Genomic DNA, 24,544 nt, shown 5'->3' on the forward strand with positions numbered 1-24,544 from the left:
ACCGCCAGTGCGTAGTAACTCCGGCGAGCCTCACGCCCGTCCCGTGAGCTGCCGACCTGCGACATCGCGCCCGTCTGATGCAACTCCCGAGGGTTGGCGTAGTACTGAGTGGACTCCGGACTCCGGTGGCCGAGCCAGGCTTGCAGTTTGAACAGCATCATCGGCTCCTTGGTGTTGCAGAGGGGGCTGGCGATCGTGGAGCGGGCCCGATGGCTGGTGATGTTGCCCCGGACATCGGCGGTCGGGAGGCCGGCGTTGCGGCAGAGCGAGGGGATGGTTGCGGTGCTGATATAGGTCTTCGCGAGGAGTTTGGCCCGGTGCGCGAACAGGAAGTACACCTGCTCACTGGTCGTCCGGTCCAGCGTCTTCGGCTGCGGTGGTCGGAGTTCCTGCCACGCCTCGATTGCCTTGCCCAGCAGAGGATCGACGGGCTTGGTGAACGAGGTGCCGATCTTGTGGGTGGGGACGTCCAGCAAGCAGATGGCGTCCCGCGCCAGCACCTCGTCGGAGTCGCCGGGGATGGGGAATCCGTCGTATTGCCAGCGGATGCAGCCCATGCGGAGGCGGGCTAGCTCGTCGTTGTGCAGGCCGCTGAACAGCCAGGTCAGGGTGACTGCTCGGATGATTTCGACTGGGTAGCACAGCCCGTAGGTGTTGGTCGGGAGGTCCTCGGGATCGACGTTGAGCCCGGCTCACAGCAGCTTCGCCTATATGTCGTCGGCGATCACGCGGGGGTTGGGGCCGATCAGCGCCTCGCGCTCATGGACTGGCGGACGCCGGCTCTGCGGCAGGCGTCGGAGAACGTCCGGCTGGTGTACTGGGCGGATTCAAGTGGTCGTCGCAACACCCCGTGAGCTGGAGGTTTGCGCGTGGGTGTGGGTAATCGGCAGCGGGCGGTCCGGCAGTACCGCGGACAGATGCCCTCGCCGGGTCGGCCGGGTGTCGCGTGGCGTGAGGATCTGGTCCGGTTCTGGCAGAGGGTTGAGCGTGGGCTGAGCTCGGTGGATGCTGTGGCCTCGATCGGGGTATCCCCAGCCGTGGGTTCACGGTGGTTTCGTCATGCTGGCGGGGTGAATCCGTGCCTTGCCCCGACTGTGTCGGGCCGCTACCTGTCGTTCGCCGAGCGAGAAGAGATCGCCCTGTTGCGTGCCCAGGACTTCGGCGTGCGTGCGATCGCGCGGAGTCTGGGGCGTTCGCCCTCGACAATCTCGAGGGAACTGCGGCGCAACGCCTCCACCCGGACGTATCACCTGGACTACCGTGCCTCGCTGGCGCAGTGGCATGCCGAGCGGCGGGCGAAGCGGCCGAAGACTGCGAGACTGGTGGTCAACCAGCGTCTGCAGGAGTACGTGCAGGACCGGCTGGCCGGGACCGTCGTCCACGCGGCAGACGGCCGGGCCGTCCAGGGACCGCGGGTCCCGCCGTGGCAGGGCCGGAACAAACCCAGGCGGCAGGACCGTCGCTGGGCGACGGCGTGGAGCCCGGAGCAGATATCGCAGCGGCTCAAGGTGGACTTCCCCGAGGACGAGTCCATGCGCATCTCGCACGAGGCGATCTACCAGGCCCTCTATGTCCAGGGGCGCGGGGCACTCAAGCACGAACTGGTCGCTTGTCTGCGCACCGGGCGATCACTGCGAGTCCCGCGGGAGCGCACCAGGCAGAGTGTCCGCGGGCACGTCACCGCCGACGTGCTGATCAGTGAGCGGCCCGCCGAGGCTGACGACCGCGCGGTCCCCGGCCACTGGGAAGGCGACCTCATCATCGGCACCGGCCGGTCCGCGATCGGCACACTGGTGGAGCGCACCACACGGTTCACGATGCTGCTGCACTTGCCCCGGATGGAAGGTTTTGCCACCGAACCGCGCACCAAGAACGGGCCCGCGCTGGCCGGCCGCGGCGCCGAGGCGGTGAAGGGCGCAATCACAACCACCATCACCACGCTGCCCGAGCAACTGCGCAGGTCGCTGACCTGGGACCGCGGCACGGAGCTGGCACAGCACGCCCAACTACGCGCCGACGCCGGGCTTCACGTCTACTTCGCCGACCCTCACAGCCCCTGGCAACGCGGCACCAACGAGAACACGAACGGCCTGCTGCGGCAGTACTTTCCCAAGGGCACGGACCTGTCGCGCTGGGACACCGACGATCTCCAGGCCATCGCCTTCACCCTCAACAACAGACCCCGCAAGACCCTCGGCTGGAAGACGCCCGCCGAAGCCCTCAACAAGCACCTACTATCTCTCCAGGAAGCTGGTGTTGCGACGACCAGTTGAGTACAAGCTGGGCCCCGTGATCGGTGTGCATGACCGCTCCGGCGAGGCTGCCGCGGGTGCGTTCGGCGGCGGCCAGTGCGTCGGTGACGAGATTGGTTCGCATGGGATCCGCGATCGCCCATCCGGCCAGGCGGCGTGAGGCGAGGTCGATGACGGTGGTCTGATAGAGGAACTTCCCACTCTCCAAGGGAAGATAAGTGATGTCGCCGAAGTGCTTCGTGTTCGGATCTTTCGCAGTGAAGTCGCGGCCGATCAGGCCCGGGGTCTTCGCCGTGGCCGGGTCCGCGATCGTAGTGCGGTGCCTGCGACACAGCCGCACTCTTGCCAGATTGATACTCCGCATCACGCGCGCGATCCGCTTGTGAATGACGCGCTCGCCCTCCTCACGGAGCTCGGCGGTGATCCTCAGGACGCCGTAGGTGCCGTCCGATTCCCGGTGAACGGCCCGTATCCGGGTGGCGAGCTGGGCATCGGCCGCCTGCCGGGCGGCCCGGTCCGGAGCGGTCCGGCGCCAGTAGTAGAAGCTGGAACGGGCGGTGCCGAGGATGCTGCACAGCCGCTTCACGCCATAGCGGTGCTGATGGGCGGCGACGAACTGGAAGCGGTTCACCAGTGCGTTTCCCCGGCGAAATACTTGGCCGCTCTCCGCAGGATCTCGCGTTCCTCTCCAGCTCACGGACCTTCTTGCGCAGAGCAGCGTTCTCCGCTTCCAGCGGCCTGGGCGGGTCGGTCGGCGCCTCCGCCCGGCGTCCGCGGGGCCGGCTCGCGCTGGCTGTCCGGACCCAGTTTCGTAGAGTCTCCGGATTGACCCCCAGGTCAGCGGCGATCGACCTGATCGTCGCTCCTGGCCGCGACTCGTACAACGCGACCGTGTCCACCTTGAACTCTGGCGGATAGTTCCTCATGACACCGTCACGGCGTCGCCGGCCTGCCCCGCCTGCTCGCCCAGGCGGGGCAGCATCTGTACTCGCCAGCCGTGGATCTGCTCCATGCCGCGGCTGAGATTGTCGGCCAGGTACCGGCCCGAGAGGTGGATGTAAGTGAGCGTGGAATCGGTGTGGCGGTGGCTGGCGAAGGTGGCGATGGCATGCAGTTCCCAGCGCATCCGGGCCAGGTCGGTCGAGCACAGGTGTCTCGCGGTGTGGGTGGGAACCGTGGGGCATCGGCGGTCAGCGCGATCCGGCGGACCGCCTTCGACCAGGTCCACAGGCTCAGCGGCTGGGCGTGGCTGCGCCGGGACTCAGACAGGAACGGTGGTCCACGGGCCCGGCTCGTCGCTCGGTGCGAGAGGTCGCCCGCCAGCAGGACGCCGGTCGGCGCGGAGTACGGTACGACGCTCCGGCCGGTTCTTGGACGTCTCCCCCCGCACCTGCAGGGTTCGGTGGGCGGGGTCGAGGTCGTCGGTCCGCAGCGAGCACAGCTCCTCGCGGCGCAGTGCGGCGTCATAGGCGAGCGCGAGAATCACGCGGTTCCGGACCGGCTCCTCCGCGGCGACGGCGAGCACGTCCATCTACTGCTGCTCGGTGGGTATCCACAGCAGCTTCGTCAGCCTCGGCACGAGCCCGCGCTCGTGCCCGCCACGGTGTCGGCGGCCGGGTGTGTAGCGGCCCCGACCGACTGGGTTGGAGTCGCGCTGGCCGTCCTCCATGAGGAAGTCGTAGCACTGCCGGACCGGCACCAGGCTCTGCTGAATGGTGGCGTTCATCAGGCCCGAACCCGAATAGACGTGAGACCACGTTCGCGCTGTGGCGGTTCGATACCGGGAGGCCAACTTCCGTACGCACACCTCGATGTGCCCTGCCGGGAGCCACCAGCCGTTCCGCACAAGCTCCGTGGGGCGATAGCTCCCGGCGTGCACTTCGCCGCGGACGTCCTCACCCGACGCGTCTCAGGCTGGTGTGCATCGTTTGTACGAGCTCGCTGTGCTGCTCCGCTTGTGGCCACGCAAAGGGACCTGCTCTTCAGCCCGTCCTGCACACACTCGCCCGCGCTTGCCACGACTGACACCTGCCTGTGGCAGCTCTGGTCACCTTGTAGTGACAGTGGTGAACCGGGGCCGGACGTTTCGCGTTGAGAGAGTCGTAGGCGCAGCTTGACCGCTCGGTCCCTGACCGGATCCGTACCCGAGCACAAGAGGTATCCCGGTAATGGTGTGAAGTGTGGTGATTCAGCATGCTTCGGAGCGATCGCATCCCCATGCCAACCGAATTGGGTCAGACCGTGATCCAGGGGGATGCGCTCACTCCTAGTACGGAGCTTTCAGGTCAGGTCCATGAGGGACGCGAGGGAATGGCCTTCGCACGCCAGGAAGGAACAAGATGTCCCGGGAGCCAGACATCATCATCGGAAGCCATCCTGAGTTCTGTGTCGCGGCTGTCAGCCGCCGGCCCGACTTGCAGCTTGAGCAAGCACTTCTGGCTCACGGTTTCCGGCGTGTGCCGGACAGATGGGTATACTCCCTCAGCGAAACGAACCGCGATGTGACCAAACAAGTCCAATCCGCGGTGGCCCAGCTTCGGGGGGCAGGCTTCGTTGTGTCGGCCGACTCCATGTACGAACCCGTAGGGATGTCGTGAAGCCGTTCACACTCATGGGACCGCAGCAGTCTCGGTGCATCACCGATTGACCGGCACACGGGGTGGCACTGGATCGGAGGTGCGAGGACTTCTCCGATGTTCGGTAGAGGGGAGAAGCTGTTCTTGTTGCCCTTGCCCGAGGGCGACGCCATGGCATGAACCTGTCGAGATGCTGATGTGTATCGAGGTCCGTTGGCGCAGACCACGATCGGCTCGTCGCCCGTGGCAAGCGAAGGCCCACGGACGCCGCCGTCGTCATCGGACTCGGTTCCGTTGATGTGCTGGTCGCAACGGCCGTGCTGTGGCGGAAGGAGGTCCCGTTCCAGGGGGTGAGTCATCGTGCCGATCAGTCGTCCGCTCGGCGCGGTGCTGTTGTGAGTCGCGGTGTTTGCCGAGGCCCACGTCTCCGCGACGTGGGCCGACCGGAGCATTCGGGAGCGCTCTGCGCGCTTGGCAGTCGCCCCCGATTAGCCCCTTTCCCATTCGGGGCTGGTGCGGTTGCGTGGCCGGTGGTTTCGGTTGGTCATTGGGTGAGGTCGGCATGGGCTTCCGCGCGGGCCAGGATCTGTCCCATGGATCGCAGGGTGTAGAACAGACGGGATTTGACGGTGCCTTGCGGTATGCCAAGTGTGGTGCCGACTTCCTCCAGCGAGTGGTCCATGAGATAGACCCGCTGGACGATGTCTCTCTGCTGCGGCTTGAGTTTGCTCAGGGTCTGCTGGACGGTCAGGGCGCTCAGAACACGTCCGGAGATGTCCTGGCTGGTGGGCACATGACTGGGTCGGGAGGGGTTGTAGGCGATTTCCTTGGGGCGGCACTGGCGGCGTCGGTGGAGGTCGATGAGAAGGTTCTTGGCGACGGTGATCAGCCATGGCCGCCTGAACTCGGGCTCGGCGGGGAGCTTCTCGGCGTTGGACCAGGCGCGCAGCATCGTCTCCTGGACAATGTCTTCCGCCGTCTGGAGGTCGCCGTCGACGCGTGACAGCAGCAGGGATGTGAGGTAGCCAGCGTTCTCTGTGTACAGCTGCTCGATGAGGGCTGCGCGCTGTCGCGGGGTGAGCTGCGGAGCCTGTTCTTCGGCCTCGTCCGGGGTCGCTGCGCCTGCAGTGGAGGGGTGTTTGCTAGGGGTTGTGGTCTCAGTTATTCGCTGTGGTGGTGAGACCGGATCAACGCAGTCATGCTGAGGGGGACGCAGCGCGAGGCGTAGAGAAGCGGACAGGGAGGGAGCTTGCTGTCGGCGATTGACGGCGCACGCAGTCGGTAGAAGGGGTGTGGCGGGTGCTGACATGGTCGGTCTAGCCCTCCTGGGTGATGGGTGCCGGAATCCGGCTGAGGTTGTGCGGGTGGGGCGGTGCTGCGACCGGATCTCGTCCGTTGCCGCTGAACGGCTCCTGGCACATGGCTGATGTCGCGCTGTATTGCGCTGGAGTGCCTGTTGACCGCTGCGGGAGCCGGCCCGCTCATCGAGGGGCCGACGGTCGAAGAGTGGTTGACGGGATCAACAGTCCTTATCGGGCCCGGACCGGTTTGCCTGCCATTGCCCTGGGGCTGGTGGAGAACCGGCAGCGGCGGGGGATTCGACCTGCCTGACCATGGCATCTTCGGCAGGTCTTGTCTGCGGGTGGCAGAGCTTCCAGGTGATGCCGGAGAGGGGTGGGTCGGCGGTGCCTGGTGGTACGAGGATGTTGCTGGTGTCGTCGTGGACAGTGGTGCCGTCAGATTCCAGACGGCGCTGCGGAGCAGGATGTCACTGCCCTCCAGCCCCTGGAGCGCCGGAACGGTGACCACTCTTCACCGCGCTCTGCCGACCTGATCTCTGACCTGTGTTGTAGGGGCGCGGGGTAGTCGATTCCTTCGTTTGGCGTTTCGCTGCCCGCGTCTTCTTGGGTGTGTGTGCTCGTCGCTGTGATTGTTTTTACAAGGCGGGGAGTCGCAGGAACAGGCTTGCCTTGGTGGTGATCGCGACCGATCAAGCCCGGATTGATTCAGACATGTCCGCTGGTCAGACGCTGGATTGCCAAGTTGCGGAGCGAGAGAAGCTGCCCGACCAAGGCCCGAATGCGCCCACTTGTTGCCCGATACGTTTCAGCGGGCGGAGCCGTAGCGTGCGCCTGAGCACGCGGGGGCTGGCGCGCGAGCCATGGGCCGAGGTGGTCGGCAATCCGGTCGGCCGCGGACTTCGGCAGCCCCAACGAAACTCTGCGCCCGCGGGGTCCGGCTGGCCGAGATCGCCCCGATCCGCTCACTACGCGGTGCGGCGGAGTTTGGCCAACTCTGCGAAAGGGGGCGTGTTGTGCCTGAGCGAACGAGGGATTCCGGAGTGCTCACCGCGCCGGTCCTATCCGGCCGGGAGCATCGGCCTTCCCATTCGATCCGGCACAGTCGGGTGCGCGCAGTCCCCGACACCGTTTGCTCAACGATTGCTCAGATCCGCGTAACGATCGCGTCACCCGGTACGGGTGAATTGTTCAATAGTAATCCATCTTATCCATTTTCCATGACCGAAATATCACCTTCATCCTCACTGGCCGTCGCTACGGTCGTGGTAGACCTTCACAATGCCTTGGGCCGACGCCACCCCTGTCCGCCGAGTGCGTTCAAACCGACAGACCGTCGGTGTGCGATCCATAGATGTCCGGGGAAATGGGACCCCGATCCGTCGCCCCAGGGCGAGGTTCGGAATGGAGAAGGAAGGCGCACCACACGTGACCCCAAAGCAGGTCAACGAAAAGCACGGCGACGACGTGGCGTCAGGAACCACGCCTGAAGAGGGCTACGAACGGGGGCTGGGCGGCCGCCAGATACAGATGATTGCCATCGGTGGCGCGATCGGCGTCGGTCTCTTCCTGGGGGCAGGTGCGAACATCGAAAAGGCGGGGCCGAGCCTCATCCTGATGTACGCACTCGCCGGAGTCATCATCTTCTTCATCATGCGGGCACTAGGCGAACTGCTTCTGTACCGTCCGGTATCGGGTTCCTTTGCGGAGTACGCCCGGGAGCTCCTGGGCCCGTTCTGGGGCTTCGTCACCGGATGGACGTACTGGCTGCTGTGGGTCGTCACCGGTATGGCCGAGCTCACCGCTGCCGCGATCTATATCAACTACTGGTTCCCAGTCATCCCTCAGTGGGTGACTGCGCTCGCATTCCTGATCCTGCTCTATGTCGCGAACCTCATCTCAGTGAAGCTCTTCGGCGAGATCGAGTTCTGGTTCTCGATGGTCAAGGTCACCGCCCTCATCGGCATGATTGTGATCGGCCTCGGAGTGGTCACCTTCGGGTTCAGCGCGGCCGGGGACACGGCCACCGCAGCCAACCTCTGGGCCCATGACGGCTTCTTCCCCAACGGCGTCGGTTCCTCCCTGATGACCTTGCAGGGGGTCATGTTCGCCTACCTTGCCGTCGAGCTCGTCGGAGTCACCGCGGGCGAGTCCGAGAACCCCGAGAAGACCCTCCCCAAGGCCATCAACACCCTGCCGTTTCGGATCATCCTCTTCTACGTCGGCGCGCTCAGCGTGATCCTGATGGTCGTCAAGTGGACCGAATTCGAGGCAGGCGTCAGCCCGTTCGTGGCCGCTTTCGCCAAGATCGGCATTCCCGCAGGTGCGGCGATCGTCAACTTCGTGGTACTGACGGCGGCCCTGTCCTCCTGCAACTCCGGCATGTATTCCACCGGTCGTATGCTGCGTGACCTGGCGTCCAACGCCGAGGCTCCAAGGATTCTCGGAAGGCTGAGCTCGGCCAAGACGCCTGCCGTCGCCATCACCGTCTCCGCAGCCCTCATGGGTATCGGCGTGATCCTCAACTATCTGGTCCCGGAGAAGGCCTTTGCCTACGTCACCTCCGTGGCCACGGCCGCTGGGATCTGGACCTGGATGATGATCCTGGTCAGCCACATCCGGTACCGCCGCGAAGTGGTCGCGGGCCGGCTCCCGGCGTCTTCCTTCCCGGCTCTCGGGGGATCGGTGTGCAGCTGGATCGCCTTCGGGTTCCTGCTAATGGTGACTGTCCTCATCGCGATGGACCCGGACGGCCGGATCTCACTCTATGTCGGTGCGGGATGGGCGGTCTGCCTGTCCATCGGCTGGGCAATTCTGAAGCGACGTCAACCGCAGGTCGCGGGGCGGGCAACCGAAGAAGACCAGGACCCGCTTTCTCTCGCGGACCGCGAGCGCGTGTAAGCCGGACTCTCTTGAACAGCGGGCATGCCCCGGCTGACGAGCTGGGGCATGCCCGATCCGCCTCAGCACCGCGCTGCCCAGCCCGCTCGCTACCGCAAACCGGGGCAGTACGGGTTCCGGCTGTGTCCGAGGCACTGGAAACGAGGGACCGTACGAGAAAGCACACGATGCCCAGGCCCGGGAGCCAGCGGGTCAACGGCTGTCGCCGAGGCAGCGCCGGGGCCGGCCCACCGGTTCGACAAGTCGACCTCACGTCAGTCGGCGATACAGGCTCCGACGCGCGGGTGGCGATCTGCTCTCCTGACACCGCCACCGCGGCCCGGGCATTCATCCTCGCTCCCATCGGCTGGGTGTCAATGCCGTTGTGGGCGGGCATCCAGGCCAAGCCTGGGGACGGTGGAGTTGGCCCTTGCCCTGCACTGGGTCTTCGACTCGCCACATGAGTGTGATCATCTAGAATCTCGGGCGCCAGGCGTACATTCATGGGGCATTGACGAGGCGCCACGAGAAGTTCGACGTGCTGCGGTTGTTCAGTTGCCCCTCGCGCAGTGAATCGATGCATGACCTGTCGGAAAACGCGCAGGCCTGCACCCTCTTGTCGTACGCGGACGGGCGGCCAAGGCCGACCGGCTGGCCTGGGAGACGGGCCAGAGCGTGGTGGTCGCCGGTGACGGCGCGTTGACGGGCCGCATCGTGTGAGGAACTCGTCGATGGCGCAGAACATCCACCCACTCGTTGCAGTGTGCCTTACGTGGAGTTTGGCTCTGGTGACGTCGACTTCCAGCCGACGGCAGAATCGAATTCTTGAGGATATGGAGAAGTGTTTTGACCTCGCTCGCTGAACTGATGGATCCCGGGACGCGCCTTCACATCTCTGCAATCCCATATCCGGGACAGGCGCGAATCCACCCGAGTCATGCCGCCGTGACGGATGCTGACCACACGTGGCTGCGAGGTTCAGTTCCCTTCATCAGCCAGGAGAGCAGAGATGCGTTCATCCAGGAGAAGATCCCGCGCTGGTCGTGTTGGTGCTACCCCACCGCCGTGAGCGCACGCATCGGGAATATCAGTCGCTTGTACACTTTATTGTTCGCTCTCGATGACCGAGCTGCCCACGATTGGGACACCTACCGCGGCTTCATGCAAATGCTCGACGGCAAAGGTGACGACGCTAGCCCGTACTCAAGCGCCTACGCTGACGTGTGGGCAGATTTGACAAAGGCCATGCCCTCGGGTGTTCGCACCCGACACGCTCGCACGCAGCGGCGCTGGGTCGAGGCTCTGGCAATGGAGAATGCCCTGCGGGCTACCGGATATCCCATCCACCCAGATGTCTGCTTTCCTCTGCGCCGCATTTCTACCGGCAGCGAGACGATCATGGTGCCCATTGAATTTGGGCTGGGCATCGATCTGACCAGTCTGATGGAACACGATATTGATCTCGCAGGTCTGTGGCGCATCGCGGGGACCCACATTGTGCTGGTTAACGATCTGATATCAGTGCGTAAAGAGATGGCATCCGGTGACTGTATGAACCTGATGTTTTCCCTGATGCTCCATGACGACCTATCTGCGCAGGCAGCAGCCGACGTGATGCTGGACCGGATCAAGGCAGCCAACGACGACTACCGTCGCGTATGCCGAGTGCTGCGGGCCCGCTACCGGCACCACCCGCTGGGCGAGGCCGTACACCGGTATCTGGAAGGGGTGGGTTACATGATGGCTGGCAATGTCGCATGGCACTACGAATCCTCCCGCTATCACGGGCCCAGCCACCATTGGGACGGTCGTCGGCCCACCGAGTTGGTGCTGCACCTGGACAGGACCCTGTTCGAGTACGGAGGTCAGTAACTCACGGGCCACTGCCGAGCGGCCGGCCCAGTCTGGCACGCTGTGGTGGAAGCCGGGATCATCCAGCTCCATGGCGAGCGGGTACTTGAAGTCGATACGGCAGCGGACCGCCTCCGCCGCTTGCCGGTCCGACAGATCGAGCAGGAACTGCAGTACGCAGACGGTGGCCAGCTGGGCGGGCGAGAGACCGGGACGCCCGTCGCGCGGATACCAGCCGACGAAATCCTCGTCGTGCCTCAGCCCCTCCAGCCGGTCTCGCACCCACATCGCTGTGGTGCCGTCCGGGCTGCTCGCCCGTGCGATCTGCGCGGTCAGGGACGGGGCTTGCTCACCGGAACGGGAACGCATGGAAACGGACACCTCAGTGACTACACAGGCCAGCAGAACAGCCCCGAGCATGCCCGTTGATCACGCCGCCGCACCGGGAAACTCCAAGATCCCCGACAGCGTCAAGTTAAGGAACCTGGCCCTCGGGAGTCCCACGACGACTTGACCGCCAATCGGGACATGCGACTCGCGCTTCGTAGGACTGCGTCGGCCAGGTCGTCTGCGGGAGCGGTTGACGACGAGCCGACGGAGGTCGCTGTACCTCTGATCCGGCCGGAATGGGCATCGGCAATGAACATCACCACTGCGTGATGATCAACGATCGGGGCGGCATGCCCTGGTCCCTGTCACCTTTCGGATCCAGGTGAGCCATCAGGCCCCGGAAGACTTCTCCAGTTCTCCCCAGCTGAGCCGGGGACACCACAGGGCGCCTCGGGATAGACGTGCACCATTCCACGGTGTCGGATTGCTTGTATGCCTCGCGGTCGACGACTCGTGGCCCGCCGCCCCGGTCACCTCGACGCAGCCGGTGGTGCGGCTGGTCTGCCGAGATAGCGATCACTGTCCGGATCCCGCGCCTGCGTTGGTGTGAACGGATGGTGCGCCGGCCTCCGGCCGGGTGCGGGGCCGTCCGAGCCGGCACGGAACGCGCAGGCGGCCCATCAAGTCCGGCTCGGGCCTGCACGGGAATGTTCTGAACTCGGCAAGACCACAACACGTTCCCAGGTATGGAAAGCTCAGATCTCGTCACCGTGGGAAGTCGGTGTTTCTGACCATGCCAGGAATGTTCCGGGCGCAGCGAGTCCCCTCGCGCGGCCTCCGGCTGTTCGCCGTGCTGTGTGTGGTTCTCGGTCTGCTGATGCCGCTCACCTGCACCACCGTGCGGCTCCGGCAAGTGTCCAGCAGCGACCTCGAGTTCGTGAAGGCCGAGCGCCGGGGTGTGGTGTATCTGCGACCCATGGCCACGCTGATCGCCGCCGTCGCGGACAGTCAGTCCGCGGCGGTCGCGGGACGTCGTCCGGATCCAGGGGTTCTCACGAAGGCCGTCGCGGCGGTGGCGGAAGCGGACAGGACCGTGGGCGGAAGCTTGCGGGTCCGTGACAGCTGGGTGGATCTGCGGACTAGGCTGGCCGAGTTGGCCGCCACGCCCCACACCGGCCGGAGCGCATACCGGGCCTATTCGGAGGCCGTGGACGTCGCACTCCTCCTGATGCTGAGGGTGGGGGACACCTCGAAGCTCATTCTCGATCCCGAGATCGACAGCTACTACCTGATAGACGCAGGGATGCTACGGCTTCCATCGGTCGTCGCCGACAGCGGCAGGATGGCCGATCTCGAGGTGTTGCGTGGTCAGGGCACGGGCAAGGACCTTCCACTGGCCCGCGTGCTCGTGGCCCGGGACCGTGTGAGCACGGCGGCATCCGCCGTCGAGGCCGGGCTGGCGAAGAGCTTCGGCAGCAGCGCTAGCAGCTCCGTCGGCAAGGATCTCCTCGGCAAGATCGACGCATTTCATACGGCGCTAGAGCCGCTGGCACCGAGCGCCCCGCTCGTCGATCAGCCCCTTCCCCCGCGCACTGACCTCATGGAGGGCCGTCGGTCCGAGCTCGCCCGGACAGCGCTGAACCTGGACATCGCCGCACTGGGGGAGCTGGACCAGTTGCTCGCCACCCGAGAGCGGAACATCGAGCAGAGTCGGTTGGTCATGCTGATGGTCGTCATTGCGGGTCTTGCTCTCGCGGCAGTCGCGCTGGCTTGGAGAGCAAGGGCATCGGGCTCCCAGGGGAGAGGGCCACGGACAGGAACTGGATTCCGCCCGACATGGGCGACCGACTCCGCCAATGCGCACCATGAGAAGAAGCCCGAGGACGATGAGCCCTCGGGGCTTCAGCCGGACGTAGTCCGGCCCTCTGGACCGAAGCATGGCCGTCCCACGCGAAAGAAGGCGACCGGTGCGTCTCGCTGATCTCCAAGTACGGCACCGGATCATCGCGCTCGCAGCCCTTCCGCTCACGGCCGCGGTGCTGCTCACCGCTCCTCTGGTAACCGAACGCGTTCAGTCGGCGCGGGAGTCGGCGCAGTCGGCCAAGGAGCTGCGACTGGCCCGGCAGGTGGGCGACCTCATCGCGGACCTCCAGCGGGAGCGTCTCTACTCCAGCGCCTATCTCGCGACCCCGGACGGCGAGGGCAACCCGGTTGCGCGGCAGGCTTCACAAACGGACGCCGACGTCAGCGACTTCCGAGAATCTTGGCTTGGACCAGGCGCCCCCTCCGCGCTCGCAGCCGCCTTCCGGGAGGCCTCCGATCTGGACCGGACCAGACGCCTGGTGCTGAAGCGAGGTCTGACAGCGACTGATGTGAACACCCGATACGGTTCCGCGATCTCCGCGCTGCTCGACGCTCTGCCTTCCAACGGTATGGCGCAGGGAAACAGCCGGGGGACCTTCAGCCGAGAACAGGCCACGGTGGAAGAGCTGTTGCGTGTGCACGAAAGCAGCAGCAGTTTTGGCGCGCTGCTCCTGACCGTGGTGTCGGACCCCGGGCAGGCACGGCAGTTGATGGCTGATATTGAGAGCAGCACGGCCATAGCGAACACCGAGAGGCGCCGGTTCCTCCGGAACGCGAGCCCATCGGAGGCGGACCTCTTCCAGAAGGTCGAGTCCGGTGGCGCAGCCGCGAAGATCAAGACGTACGCCGATGCACTGACTCTCTGGACATACGCCAAGCCACACGGCACCGCCGGACCGAGTGACCTGCCCGACGGAGTGACGGCCTCACGCATCTTCGAGGCTTCCGACACCCTCGACCAGCTTCGTCTGCTGGTCCGTAACAAGATCGCTCGTGACTCCGCCGCGTCAGCCTCCAACAACGCTGCAGAGGCCGGCAGGTGGGCGCTTGCCTTCATCATGGCTGTCCTGGCTCTCACGATCACCATGGTCTGGCTCACGGTATGGATCGCCCGGTCCATTGCGAGACCGCTGCGTCTTCTCCACGGCGCCGCTGAGGAAGTCGCGCAGGCCGCCGAGGTCGAGTTGACACGGGTGGTGGAGGAGACGGCGGGGCCGTCCTCCGGGCAGACACCGGTTCGCTTCAGGCGGGTACCGGCTCTGACCAAGGACGAACTAGGACACCTGGCCGAGGCCTTCAACCGGGTCCAGGACGCGGCCGTTTCCCTGATGGAACGTCAAGTACGCAGCAGCGACAACGCAGCGGCCATGCTGGGCAACGTGGGGCGGCGCACCCAGAACCTTGCCGCGCTGCAGCTGTCGATGATCGACAGTATGGAACGTTCGGAGACCGATCCCGCAGTCCTCGAACGTCTATACCGCCTGGACCACGTTTCCTCCCGGCTGCGCCGGTACGCGAACAGCCTGGTCGTGCTCTCGGGGTGGGCAGAACCCATCCTGGCCAGTTCCCCTGTTCCCCTGGGGGAGCTGACGCGTTCGGCCCTGGGAAAGATCGAGGGTTTCCGCCACGTTCACCTGGGGAACATCCCCCCGCTCCTAGTGTCCTCCCACATCGCCGCGGACCTGGCTCTCGTGATCGCTGAGTTGCTGGACAATGCGACCTCCTTCTCACCTCCGACCGCCCCCGTCTTCTTCTCCGCCGAGGTTCTGCCCGGCGGGCTGTGCCTAATCCAGATCGTCGACCAGGGCGTGGGCATGACGGACTCTCGGCTTGAGGAGGAAAACGCCCGGCTGGTCCGCAAGGAGCGGCTGGACCTCGTGTCGACGGACTTCCTCGGCCTGTTTGTGGTGGGACGGCTGAGCCGGCGCCACCAGCTCCGGGTCCGACTGGAGCACACGCCGAACAGGGGCGTCACCGCTCAGATCCTGTTGCCCGCAGCGGTCTTCCATGTCGCTGCCGATCCTGCCGACGACCGGGAACCGACAACGAGCATGCTTCAGCCGCCGCCCCTTGCACCGGCACCCGAAATCCGGCCTCCCGCTCCGCGTCGGCCGGCCGAGGCCGAAGCGGAACGGCATCTCGGCGGAACACCGTTGCCCTCCGTCGGCTCGCCGACCGAAGAGCAGCCGGTCAGTGTCGAGAGCATCAACTCCGACGCCCCGAGCAGAGCGTCCCTCGCCCGGTTCGGCCCCGAATCCTTCGACTGGTTCAAAGCGGAACAGGAAGGCGGGATCAAACCAGTGCTGAACCAGAGGATCACGGCTGCGGAAACCGCAGGCACGCGGGGTATGCGAACCCCTCAGCCTGCCCCGGCGCCCGCACACGAGCGGCCACCGGTGAGAATGACGCGCCGAGCCATGGCACTGCCTCGTCCCCCGACTGACGAACCTGCTTCGGCTGCGGTGCTGCCGTCGGCCAAGCGCCCTGGGGGCGGCGCGGGCAACCCTGTTCGGCTGGTGCGCAGAGTGCCGGGCGCCCAGATGCCGGCCGGGTCCTTCATTCCGAACGCCGGGCATCTCGCGAGCGATCCCATGGATCCCGAGGCAGCGCGCGCCATGATTGAGGAGTTCGAGGCCGGCATAGCCCGGGCCTCGCAGTACCGCCCAAGTCCAGAAGGAGATTGAGATGAACAGCTCGGACACGCACCTGGGAACATCGAGCGGCCTGAGTCAGGATGCTGAGAACTTCAACTGGTTGCTGAGTCGCTTCGCCGGGAACACCGCAGGGGTGCGCGACGCCATCGCCGTATCCTCCGACGGGCTCATGATCGCCCAGTGCATCGAGGGAGAGCGGGCCGGTGCGGACCGCCTCTCCGCCATCGTCGCGGGCATGACGAGTCTCGCGGGCGGGGTCGCAGGGTCCTACAAACTCGGCTCGCTCAACAAGGTCATCATCGACATGGCCGACGGCTACCTGATCATCTCCGCCATCGGGTGCGGATCGGTGATGGGGGTGATCGCCTCGAAGCAAGCGAACCTCGGGCAGGTCGCTTACGAGATGACTCTCTTCGCCAACCGGGCAGGCTCCGCCCTCACCCCGGAACTCATCCGTGAGCTCAAGAACCATGTCCAGGCATGACCGCGTACGGACCCGAACTGCCTTTCTCACCGGGGAACGGCTGTCGGAACCTCGGGCCTGCGGACGCGCCATCCGCTTACCCTCCTTCACTGGATCTGGAGCCCCGCCCCTTTCTCATCACTCAGGGACGCACCCAAGGCTCCAGCGAGGCCATCGCCATCGAGACCCAGGTGGTGGCGACCGAGCATGGCCTCACCGACTACAGGCACACGACCTTCGAGCGCCGGGACATCGTCGATCTGTGCCGTGAACCGATGTCGGTGGCCGAAATGTCCGCCCGACTCGGCCTGCATCTGAATGTGGTCCGCGTACTGGTCGCCGACCTGTACGCAGAAGGCCGCGTCCTCGCCCATCTAGCCGAGTTCGACGCTTCCCGGGACGTCGACACCATCCGAAGGGTCATCCGTGGTCTCCGCGCAATCTCCTGAGCATGGCCGCCGCGCTTCGGGAAAGCGCCCGCCGATGCCCGTGAAGATCATTGTCGCGGGCGGATTCGGCGTGGGTAAGACGACCACGGTCGGCAGCATCTCCGACAGCGCCCCCCTCACCACAGAGGCCGTCATGACGTCGGTGGGGTCAGGGATTGACGACAACAGTCTTACGCCTGACAAGCGGACCACCACCGTGGCCATGGACTTCGGCTCGCTGGCCATCGACGAGGGAATCAAGCTGTATCTGTTTGGTACACCTGGTCAGGACCGCTTCGGATTCATGTGGGGCGATGTGACCCGCGGGGCACTTGGCGCCCTGGTCATCGTCGACACGCGCCGCATCGAGGACTGTTTCCCCGCGGTGGACTACTTCGAGAGGGCCGAAGTGCCTTTCGCTATCGGAGTGAATAGCTTCCCCGCCCGGGAGCACATTTCGCAGGAAGAGCTGCGTTGGGCTCTCGCGGTCGATCAGGAAGTGCCGGTGGTGGAGTTCGACGCACGCGCCAAGGCGTCCGTACGGGACGCGCTGCTCGTCGTACTCAACCAGGCACTCGTCCTCGCTCAGGCCGCAGCGCCCAGGTGAGTCACGACCTGATGGCCCGTCAGTGGGAGGTCTCCGTGCGTCGCTGTATCCACACGCTCACGTTCCCCACAGCAGTCGCTGCGGCAGATTCATCGGCCGCCGGGAAGGAATGACGTGTTCAACCCAAAGAAGTACCGAAAGGCGTTGGCTGTCAGCGCCGCCCTGAGTGTGGGGCTGGCCATCCTCGGCGCTTGCGGTGCCGACGCCGACACGAACGACGTCGGCGAAGGCCGTCTCCGCACGGTCACGATCGGGGTCGACGCCCCGCTCACCGGCCCGCTCGCGAGGTCAGGCAAAGGCATCGTGAACTCGGTGCAACTCGCGGCCCAGCAGGCCAATGAGCAACAAGTGGTGCCGGGCGTCACCTTCGAGATCAAAGCCCTGGACGATCGCGCCATGCCGGACCGGGGCAAGGCCAATGCCAGGCTCTTCGTCCGCCAATCAGATGTGATCGGCGTTGTCGGGCCGCTCAATTCCCGCGTTGCCCTGGCCATGCAACAGACAATGGACCGGGCCGACCTCACCCTGGTGTCGCCGGCCAACACCAATCCCGCCCTGACACTGGGCCCCGACTGGCTCTCCGGTCGTACGGCGCGGCCGTACAAGTCCTACTTCAGAACGGTCACCACGGACGCGAGCCAAGGCCCCTTCGTCGCTCAGTTCGTCTACAAGGAACTCGACAAGCGGCGAGTCTTCGTGATCGATGACGACGAGGCGTACGGCCTGGGTGTGGCTGCGACCTTCGAGGCAGAGTTCACCCGGCTCGGCGGGACGGTGGCGGGAAGGAGCAGGATCAGCCTGGGGGACCGGGATTTCACGACCCTGGTCGCGCGATTCGCAGACTCGGGTGCCGAGTTCGTCTTCTGTGGAGGCGCCTACCCCGAGTGCGGACGTATCAGCAGGCAAGTGAAGGCGGTCAGCGGCGCCATTCCCGTCGTGGGCGGCGACGCCATCTATGAGCCCGCCTACATGGATGTGGCCGGCGATCAGGCCGAAGGTGACGTCGCAACCTCCGTGGGAGCGCCCGTGGAGACGGTCCACTCGGCCCGGGCCTTTGTCACCAACTACAAGATCGCCGGCTACTCAACGCCACCGGGCACGTACGGCGGCTATGCCTACGACAGCGCCTGGGCCATCATCGAAGCCGTTAGGGGCATCGTGGCCGACAACGGAAGTACTCTGCCCGCCCATGCCCGTGCCGTGGTCTCGGCCGCCATGCTGGGGGTCACATTCTCCGGCGTGACCGGCCCGGTTTCGTTCGACCAGTACGGAGACGCCACCGACAAGCAGTTGACGGTTTACGTTGTGCGGAACGGGAAGTGGGCGACCCTGAGCACAGGCATCTACGTGAATTGATGCAAGCCCTTTGCTTGATCTTTGCCGACTTCAGTGTTTCGGGGTCTGGATTGGTGTCGTGAGGGGTGACGTGGTCCGTTTGGGCTGGTATGCCGGAGGCATGCGGTATCCGGACGGGGGCGGGCTGTCCGCCGAGCAGCGTGGGCGCCGGGATGAGGTACGGATGCGGGCGGCCGTTGACCTCTTCGATGAGGGCGTGGAAGTCCCGTGCATCGCCTGTGAGTTACGGGTGAGTGGGAAGTCGGTCTGCCAGTAGTGCCGCACCTGGAGGACGGGCGAATGCGAGGTGCTGCCTTCCAGAGGCCCTTGCGAATACGGCTGTCGGCTCGGCGTACAGCGGCAGACCAAGCTGGGGATGTGGCTTGATGAGGGGCCGGCCGTGCACGGCTGGGCGGACGACCAGGCGTGGACCGCCGCGCGGGTACGCACGCTGATCGGGCGGAAGTTCCACCTCTCCTACAGCGTCTCCGGGGTCACTCGGCTGCTGCACCGCATGGGCTACAGCGTGCAGATGCCCGCCCGGCCCGTCGCCGAACGTGACGAGGACGCGATCACCGTATGGCGGGAGATGACCTGGCGGGAGGTAGAACCCTCCGGGCGGCGACCGGCGCGTTCATCTGCTTCGAGGACGAAGCGGGCGTGACCGGTCGGCCGCCCAAGGGCCGCACCTGGGGCCGGCGCGGCATCACCCCGAGGGTCAAGGTGTCCGGCCGTAGCAGGGGACGTCTTTCGGTGGCCGGTCTGCTGTGCTTCCGGCCGGGCCTGCCCGCCCGTCTGTGCTACCGGCTGCGCCGGCATACCGGCCGCAAGGGCGAGCGTCGCTCGCTGGGCGAGGCGGACTGCATACGATGTGCCTGTTTCCGGAGGTCGGATTCCGCGGCGCAGAAGCTCTCCGCGGCGGCGTTGATGCCCCTACGGATGTCAAGCGAAGTCTCGGTCTGGTCCCGTGCGGTCTGCCACGGTGTATGTGGGGACGATGAGTCGGTAGATCTCTCGTGCGACGTACCGTTTGAGGCAGCGGATGATCTCGCGGCGCGTCCTGCCCTCCACGAGGCGTCGCCGCATGTAGTCCTGGGTGCGGCCCTTCCGGGGCAGACGGCTGAGGACGATCCGGAAGAGGGCGGCGTTGGCCTGGCGGTCGCCGCCTCGGTTGAGTCTGCGGCGCTGAGTCTTGCAGGAGGACGCCTCGACCGGGCTGGTGCCGCGCAGGGCGGCGAAGGACGTCTCGCTGTCGAGGCGTTCGAGGTTGTCACCGGCCGTGATGAGCAAGGCTGCCGCGCTGTCCGGGCCGACGCCGTGGACGTCGAGAAGACCAGGAGTACTCGCTGTTACTGCTTCGGCTATCCGCTTGGTCAGGTCGTTGATTCCTTCGGTGAGGTTCAGGATGCGGTGGGCCAGTAGTCTCAGGGTGTGACGCGCGGCCCCTGCCAGCCCGGGGATATCCGACTCCGCGAGTGTGGCGCACTGCTGGAACAGCTTCGGGTTGCTCAGCCCGGCCAGGGACTCGCGGAGTTCGGCGTCGGCGCAGACCAGGAAGCTCTGAGCTGGTTGATGGCCTGGGTCCTGGACTTGATCGCGGGCCCCTTGGCCAGTTTGAACAGTCGCTGCATCTCCACCGGGCCGTCGCTCGTCTTCGCTGCGGCCGTGGCTCGACCGGACAGCACGGCGCGGGCGGCGGCTTCGGCATCGATGGCGTCGCCCTTGCCGTGGCGCCGTCGGGCGGCCTTGTCGGGTTGGTTGACCTCGGTCACCTCGATGCCCTCGGCCTGCAGGCGCCGTGTCAGGGTAGCCCCGTAGGAGCCGGTGCACTCGACTCCGGCGCGCCGCATCACGCTGAACGAGCGGGCCCAGGCGTCGAGTGGGCCATTGCCGTCGGCAGTCGCCGGGAAGCTCCGGCCTTCCAGGGGGACGTTGAGCGTGGTGATGACGGCTGCGGCGTGAACATCCTTGTGGGTGGTGGGGTTTGCTTGGTCCCTCTCTCAGCCGGTTCGGCCAGTGTGGCAGCCGGCGGGGCCGCTGGGGCGACGATGGGTTCCGGGTCCGGAGGCTGAGTGAACCAGGTGTCCCAGCAGAACGAGAACGCGCAGGTGACCAGGGTCTGGTGGCGGCGGATGGGGGTATCGGAACGGCCTTGGAAGGCTGCCCACCTGAGTTCGTCCTTGACCTGCTTGTAGCTTTGCTCGATCCCGTGTCGGATGCCGTAGATCCGGGCGACTTCGTGCAGGCCGGCGGGCGGTTCGGGGATATCGGCCTCGCGGGGACCGCCGGGGCGGGGCACGTCGGTGGCCAGGTACCAGGTGGCTTGCGGGGGCAGCGTGGCTGGGTCGGCGGTGGCCACGACCAGGTGGACGTTCCCGTCGGGTCCCCACCAGCCGAGGCGGGCGTCCACGGCCCACCAGGTCTCGGTGTGCCCGTCACGGAAGGTTCGCTCGACGGCCGTCCAGTCGGTGGGGTGGTGGCCCAAGGCCCCGGCCATTGACGCGCGCTTCCTGTTCTCGCGGTGCCGCAGGAGCGGAGTGCGTCCTTGGGGCGAGTAGGTGCGGCGGGTCTGAGGGAGTAGGGAGATGCCTGATTCGTCGAGGAAGACGATCCGGGCACGTGTGTTCACGTTTTGATGCGCGGCCACTCGTGCGCGATCCAGCGGGCGATCTCCGGCTCGTTCCGCTTGACTGCCCGCCGCTCGGGCCGTTGCGGGCTCCATCCGAGCGGGCCGGTCAGCATCCGCCACGCCGACGCCCTCGACAGCACTACCCCCGTTGCCCGGGTGACGACCGCGCCGACTCGTTCCAGGGTCCACAGGTCGGCCTCGAAACCATGAGCCTGGGCACCTTGCTCCAACGCGGCCCGGACCGTCTCGACCCGGGTGTCGTCCAGCTTGGGTGGGCGTCCGGTGGCTGCCCGTCGCCGCAGGGCCGAAGCACCGCCTTGCTCCCACATGCGCCGCCAACGCCGCACACTCTCGGCACACACTCCCACTGCCCTCGCGATCTCCGCATTCGAGACACCGTCCTCGAACAACTCGACTGCCCGAACACGACGTGCCTCCGCCAACTGAGGCCGCGACAAAGGAGGAAGGGAGGGGCCGGCAATCGAAGGGGAAGGTTGATAAGCCACCCCGAAAGCCTCCCACCCAGACGGCCACCACACCCACCGAACTTACGAAAAGATCAGTTGTGGGGGGTCTGGCTGGGGGCGGCCGGGCCCATTGTTTCCTCCGGCTGTTCCTCGCCCGGCTCGTCGGAGGTATCTCGAGGCAGTGTGTCCTACTCGGCCCCGTCCCCGCGGCCGTGCCGGCCCAGATCCTCCACCCGCACCCCCACCCAGTTGTGCTGCTTGCTGCCGAACCGCAGGTTGAGTTTCCGGACGGTGATGCCGTTGGCCTCGAGGACGTTCCTGATCTCGGCTTGTGTCCGGCGGAGGTGGGTGGCCAGGGGTTCGAGGTGCACACCGGTCCGCTCCCCGGCTAGCTGGCGGATGGTGCGGGCGAGGTCCTCGATGGTCGGGAGGTGGGCGATGCCGTGCCGGCCCAGGTCCTTCACCCGCACCCCCAGCCGCGAGCGCCGCTTGCCATCGAACTGCACATCGAGGTACTGGACGGTGATGCCGTTGGCCTCGAGGACGTTCCTGATCTCGGCTTGTGTCCGGCGGAGGTGGGTGGCCAGGGGTTCGAGGTGCACACCGGTCCGCTCCCCGGCTAGCTGGCGGATGGTGCGGGCGAGGTCCTCGATGGTCGGGAGGTGGGCGATGCCGTGCCCGCCCAGGTCCTCCACCCGCACCCCCAGCCATTGGCGGCGCTCGCCGCCGAACAGTAGTTCGAGCGACTGGACGTTGGTGCCGTTGGCCTCGAGGATGTACCTGATCTCGAATTCCTGCAGGCGGAGGTGGGTGGCCAGGGGGCGGAGGTGCACACCAAGGTGGTTGTTCGCTGCTGCCAGCTGGCGGATGGTGCGGTCGATCTTCTCGATGGTCGGGAGGTGGGCGAGGCCGTGCTGGCCCAGGCCCTTCACCCGCACCCCCAGCCGTTTGCGCCGTTCGCCGCCGACCTGCAGATCGAGTGGCTGGACGGTGATGCCGTTGGCCTTGAGGACGTTCCTGATCTCGGCTTCCGTCCGGCCGAGGTGGGCGGCCAGGGCGTCGAGGTGCACACCGGCCCAGACCCCCCGTTCCCGCTCCGCGGCCATCTCGCGGATGGTGCGGGCGAGGTCCTCGATGGTCAGTGTGGGGGAGGCGGGGTGGTGGGCTTGGCTGGGGCCGAGAAGGTCCCTCGTCATGGCTGTCCGGCCGTTTTGTTCGTCCGTGTCGGGAAGGGCGAGCGGGGCGAGGCCGGGATCGACACCGACCACCTGGTCGTGGTTGTGGTTGTAGTCCGGCTGGTTCGTTCCCTGTTGCGGGAGGCGGGGTTCCGGAAGGCTGGTGTCCAGGGATGGGCCGGGGCCGGGAGTGTCTCTCTGGTCCGTGTCCTGGTCCGAGGGTGGGATTCCCCGTCTCCGGCGTTTGGAGGGGTTCTGGTCCGTGGCCACGTTCTTACGAGTGTCGCGTTTGCGTTTCCCTGTGGGGGTGCCGGGCTGGTCGTTCTCTGCCTGGGGGGCAGGAGGCAGGTCTGTGCTGCTGTCCTGGGCTGCTGTGGGGTTCAGTGCGGCGAAGATCCGGTCGCTGATTGTGCCGGGGGTGGTGGTCTGGGGGGCCGGGAGGGGGGTGGGGGGTGTCGGGGTGGTGGCCCGGGGGGTTGTTTCTGCAGGCCTGTCCGGGTGCGGGGCGTGGTTGGTGGGGTGCATGCCGCTTTGGTGGTTCGGTGCTGCCTGTTCGTGGGGGGTGCGGGTGAGTTGTTCGGCGGTCGGTGGGAGGGGGGCGGGGTGGTGGGTCTGGTTGGGGCTGGCCGGTTCCGTGGTCTCCTGTGGTGCTGTCCTGCCCGACTCGTCGGAGGTATCCCGGGGCAGTTCACCCGCCCCGTTTTCGGCGAGGCCGTGCAGGCCCAGGTCCTCCGCACGCACCCCCAGCCGGTTGAGCCGCTTGCCGCCGAACCACAATCGGAGTTTCTGGACGGCGATGCCATTGGCCTCGAGGACGTTCCTGATCTCGGCTTCCGTCCGGCCGAGGCGGGTGGCCAGGGCGGCGAGGTGCACACCGGCCTGTTTCTGCTGCCCGGCCAGCTGGCGGATGGCGCGGGTGAGGTCCTCGATGGCCGGGAGGTGGGCGGTGCCGTGTCCGCCCAGGGCATCCACCCGCACCCCCAGCCGCTTGCGCCGCTCGCCGCCGAACCATAGCTCGAGTGGCTTGACGCTGATGCCGTTGGCCTCGATGACGCGCCTGATCTCATCTTGTGTCTGGCGGAGGTGGGCGGCCAAGGCGTCGAGGTGCACACCGACCCGTTCCCCGGCCAGCTGGCGGATGGTGCGGGCGATGTCCTCGATGGTCAGCGGGGGGGAGGCGGGGTGGTGGGTCTGGTTGGGGCTGTCCGGGTCCGTGGCCTCCTGCGGTGCTGTCCTGCCCGGCTCGTCGGAGGCTTCCGCGGGCAGTTCCTGCGCCCGGCCCCCGGCAAGGCCGTGCTGGCCCAGGTCCTCCACCCGCACCCCCAGCCGGTTGAGCTGCTTGCCGTCGAATCGCAGGCCGAGTGGCTTGACGGTGATGCCGTGGGCCGCAAGGACGCCCCTGATCACGCCTTCCTCCAGGCCGAGGCGGCCGGCCAGGGTGTGGAGGTGCACACCGAGGTGGTTGTTTGCTGCTGCCAGTTGGCGGGTGGTGCGGGTGAGGTCCTCGATGGTCGGGAGATGGGCGGTGCCGTGCTGGCCCAGGTCTTCCACCCGCACCCCCGGCAGGTCCGGCGGTGCGGGCAGGCCCGGCCCGCCCAGGGACTCTGCCCCTTGCGCCGGGGTGGGGGGGTTCTGGTCCGCTGGGGTGTGGCTGCCGTTGTAGTGGTCGCCTGTGTAGTTGTGGAAGAGGGTGAGGGATTCCTGTGCGTCGTGGGGTCCCCAGGTCAGGCCGTCTC

Annotated in this window: 19 protein-coding genes and 5 pseudogenes; 11 read left to right on the forward strand and 13 right to left on the reverse strand. The window is 66.4% G+C overall.

What is annotated here, in order from left to right:
• Positions 1-557: tyrosine-type recombinase/integrase (locus ACWCPY_RS40120; RefSeq protein WP_451273667.1), on the reverse strand; the 557-nt coding region annotated here is incomplete at its 3' end.
• 360 nt (positions 558-917) lie between these two features.
• Here ACWCPY_RS40120 and ACWCPY_RS40125 point away from each other — a divergent pair.
• Entirely contained in the window at positions 918-2,273 is a 1,356-nt protein-coding gene (locus ACWCPY_RS40125) for an IS30 family transposase (RefSeq protein WP_451273669.1), read from the forward strand.
• Here ACWCPY_RS40125 and ACWCPY_RS40130 read toward each other — a convergent pair.
• The 6 genes and pseudogenes from ACWCPY_RS40130 to ACWCPY_RS40155 all read right to left on the reverse strand — a co-directional run bounded on the left by ACWCPY_RS40130 (position 2,221) and on the right by ACWCPY_RS40155 (position 6,137).
• On the reverse strand, positions 2,221-2,883 hold the full coding sequence (locus ACWCPY_RS40130; protein WP_451273671.1) for an IS3 family transposase: 663 nt from the start codon (positions 2,881-2,883) through the stop codon (positions 2,221-2,223). The genes ACWCPY_RS40125 and ACWCPY_RS40130 overlap by 53 nt on opposite strands.
• A gap of 79 nt (positions 2,884-2,962) precedes the next feature.
• Positions 2,963-3,178: pseudogene (locus ACWCPY_RS40135) on the reverse strand (transposase); the annotation flags it as partial.
• Positions 3,175-3,480 carry a hypothetical protein gene (locus ACWCPY_RS40140; RefSeq protein WP_451273673.1) on the reverse strand — a complete coding sequence of 102 codons (306 nt, stop codon included), beginning with the start codon at positions 3,478-3,480 and terminating at the stop codon, positions 3,175-3,177. The pseudogene ACWCPY_RS40135 and the gene ACWCPY_RS40140, both read right to left, overlap by 4 nt.
• 33 nt (positions 3,481-3,513) lie before the next feature.
• Positions 3,514-3,783 carry a site-specific integrase gene (locus ACWCPY_RS40145; RefSeq protein WP_451273675.1) on the reverse strand — a complete coding sequence of 90 codons (270 nt, stop codon included), beginning with the start codon at positions 3,781-3,783 and terminating at the stop codon, positions 3,514-3,516.
• Entirely contained in the window at positions 3,784-3,978 is a 195-nt protein-coding gene (locus ACWCPY_RS40150) for a hypothetical protein (RefSeq protein ID WP_451273677.1), read from the reverse strand.
• Between the two features lie 1,394 nt (positions 3,979-5,372).
• Positions 5,373-6,137 carry a sigma-70 family RNA polymerase sigma factor gene (locus ACWCPY_RS40155; protein ID WP_451273679.1) on the reverse strand — a complete coding sequence of 255 codons (765 nt, stop codon included), beginning with the start codon at positions 6,135-6,137 and terminating at the stop codon, positions 5,373-5,375.
• 1,393 nt (positions 6,138-7,530) lie between these two features.
• Between ACWCPY_RS40155 and ACWCPY_RS40160 the strand changes: the two genes are divergently transcribed.
• From ACWCPY_RS40160 to ACWCPY_RS40170, 3 genes and pseudogenes are all read left to right on the forward strand, one after another.
• Positions 7,531-9,027 carry an amino acid permease gene (locus ACWCPY_RS40160; RefSeq protein WP_451273681.1) on the forward strand — a complete coding sequence of 499 codons (1,497 nt, stop codon included), beginning with the start codon at positions 7,531-7,533 and terminating at the stop codon, positions 9,025-9,027.
• A 472-nt stretch (positions 9,028-9,499) separates the two neighbouring features.
• Positions 9,500-9,709, forward strand: a pseudogene (locus ACWCPY_RS40165) (1-deoxy-D-xylulose-5-phosphate synthase N-terminal domain-containing protein); the annotation flags it as partial.
• A gap of 362 nt (positions 9,710-10,071) precedes the next feature.
• A complete protein-coding gene (locus ACWCPY_RS40170; RefSeq protein WP_451273683.1) occupies positions 10,072-10,878 on the forward strand; it encodes a terpene synthase family protein in 807 nt (268 codons plus the stop codon).
• 48 nt (positions 10,879-10,926) lie between these two features.
• Here the strand turns inward: ACWCPY_RS40170 and ACWCPY_RS40175 are convergent.
• Positions 10,927-11,277, reverse strand: a pseudogene (locus ACWCPY_RS40175) (transposase); the annotation flags it as partial.
• Between the two features lie 712 nt (positions 11,278-11,989).
• On the opposite strand from ACWCPY_RS40175, the gene ACWCPY_RS40180 reads away from it, so the two are divergent.
• From ACWCPY_RS40180 to ACWCPY_RS40210, 7 genes and pseudogenes are all read left to right on the forward strand, one after another.
• Entirely contained in the window at positions 11,990-13,168 is a 1,179-nt protein-coding gene (locus tag ACWCPY_RS40180) for a hypothetical protein (RefSeq protein WP_451273685.1), read from the forward strand.
• Positions 13,155-15,734: a nitrate- and nitrite sensing domain-containing protein gene (locus ACWCPY_RS40185; protein WP_451273687.1), complete on the forward strand. Its 2,580-nt coding sequence runs from the start codon at positions 13,155-13,157 to the stop codon at positions 15,732-15,734. Before ACWCPY_RS40180 ends, ACWCPY_RS40185 begins: the two co-directional genes overlap by 14 nt.
• A 1-nt stretch (position 15,735) precedes the next feature.
• Positions 15,736-16,188, forward strand: coding sequence for a roadblock/LC7 domain-containing protein (locus ACWCPY_RS40190; protein ID WP_451273689.1), 453 nt, complete (start codon positions 15,736-15,738; stop codon positions 16,186-16,188).
• Positions 16,185-16,616, forward strand: coding sequence for a DUF742 domain-containing protein (locus tag ACWCPY_RS40195; protein WP_451273691.1), 432 nt, complete (start codon positions 16,185-16,187; stop codon positions 16,614-16,616). Before ACWCPY_RS40190 ends, ACWCPY_RS40195 begins: the two co-directional genes overlap by 4 nt.
• A 34-nt stretch (positions 16,617-16,650) precedes the next feature.
• A complete protein-coding gene (locus ACWCPY_RS40200) occupies positions 16,651-17,202 on the forward strand; it encodes a GTP-binding protein (RefSeq protein ID WP_451273693.1) in 552 nt (183 codons plus the stop codon).
• A 114-nt stretch (positions 17,203-17,316) separates the two neighbouring features.
• Entirely contained in the window at positions 17,317-18,558 is a 1,242-nt protein-coding gene (locus ACWCPY_RS40205) for a branched-chain amino acid ABC transporter substrate-binding protein (RefSeq protein ID WP_451273695.1), read from the forward strand.
• A gap of 100 nt (positions 18,559-18,658) precedes the next feature.
• Positions 18,659-19,518, forward strand: a pseudogene (locus ACWCPY_RS40210) (winged helix-turn-helix domain-containing protein); the annotation flags it as partial.
• On the opposite strand, the gene ACWCPY_RS40215 reads toward ACWCPY_RS40210, so the two are convergent.
• The 5 genes and pseudogenes from ACWCPY_RS40215 to ACWCPY_RS40235 all read right to left on the reverse strand — a co-directional run.
• Positions 19,480-19,827: a transposase gene (locus ACWCPY_RS40215; protein WP_451273701.1), complete on the reverse strand. Its 348-nt coding sequence runs from the start codon at positions 19,825-19,827 to the stop codon at positions 19,480-19,482. The pseudogene ACWCPY_RS40210 and the gene ACWCPY_RS40215 sit on opposite strands and share 39 nt — an antisense overlap.
• A gap of 218 nt (positions 19,828-20,045) precedes the next feature.
• A complete protein-coding gene (locus ACWCPY_RS40220) occupies positions 20,046-20,483 on the reverse strand; it encodes an IS110 family transposase (protein ID WP_451273703.1) in 438 nt (145 codons plus the stop codon).
• A pseudogene (locus ACWCPY_RS40225) lies at positions 20,387-21,013 on the reverse strand (IS701 family transposase); the annotation flags it as partial. The gene ACWCPY_RS40220 and the pseudogene ACWCPY_RS40225, both read right to left, overlap by 97 nt.
• Before the next feature lie 149 nt (positions 21,014-21,162).
• Complete coding sequence (locus ACWCPY_RS40230; RefSeq protein ID WP_451273697.1) at positions 21,163-21,705, reverse strand: winged helix-turn-helix domain-containing protein; 543 nt, start codon at positions 21,703-21,705, stop codon at positions 21,163-21,165.
• Positions 21,706-21,821: 116 nt separating this feature from the next.
• A partial coding sequence (locus tag ACWCPY_RS40235) for a hypothetical protein (RefSeq protein WP_451273699.1) occupies positions 21,822-24,544 on the reverse strand: 2,723 nt, incomplete at its 5' end.

It is taken from the genome of Streptomyces sp. NPDC002403, from assembly GCF_053593015.1.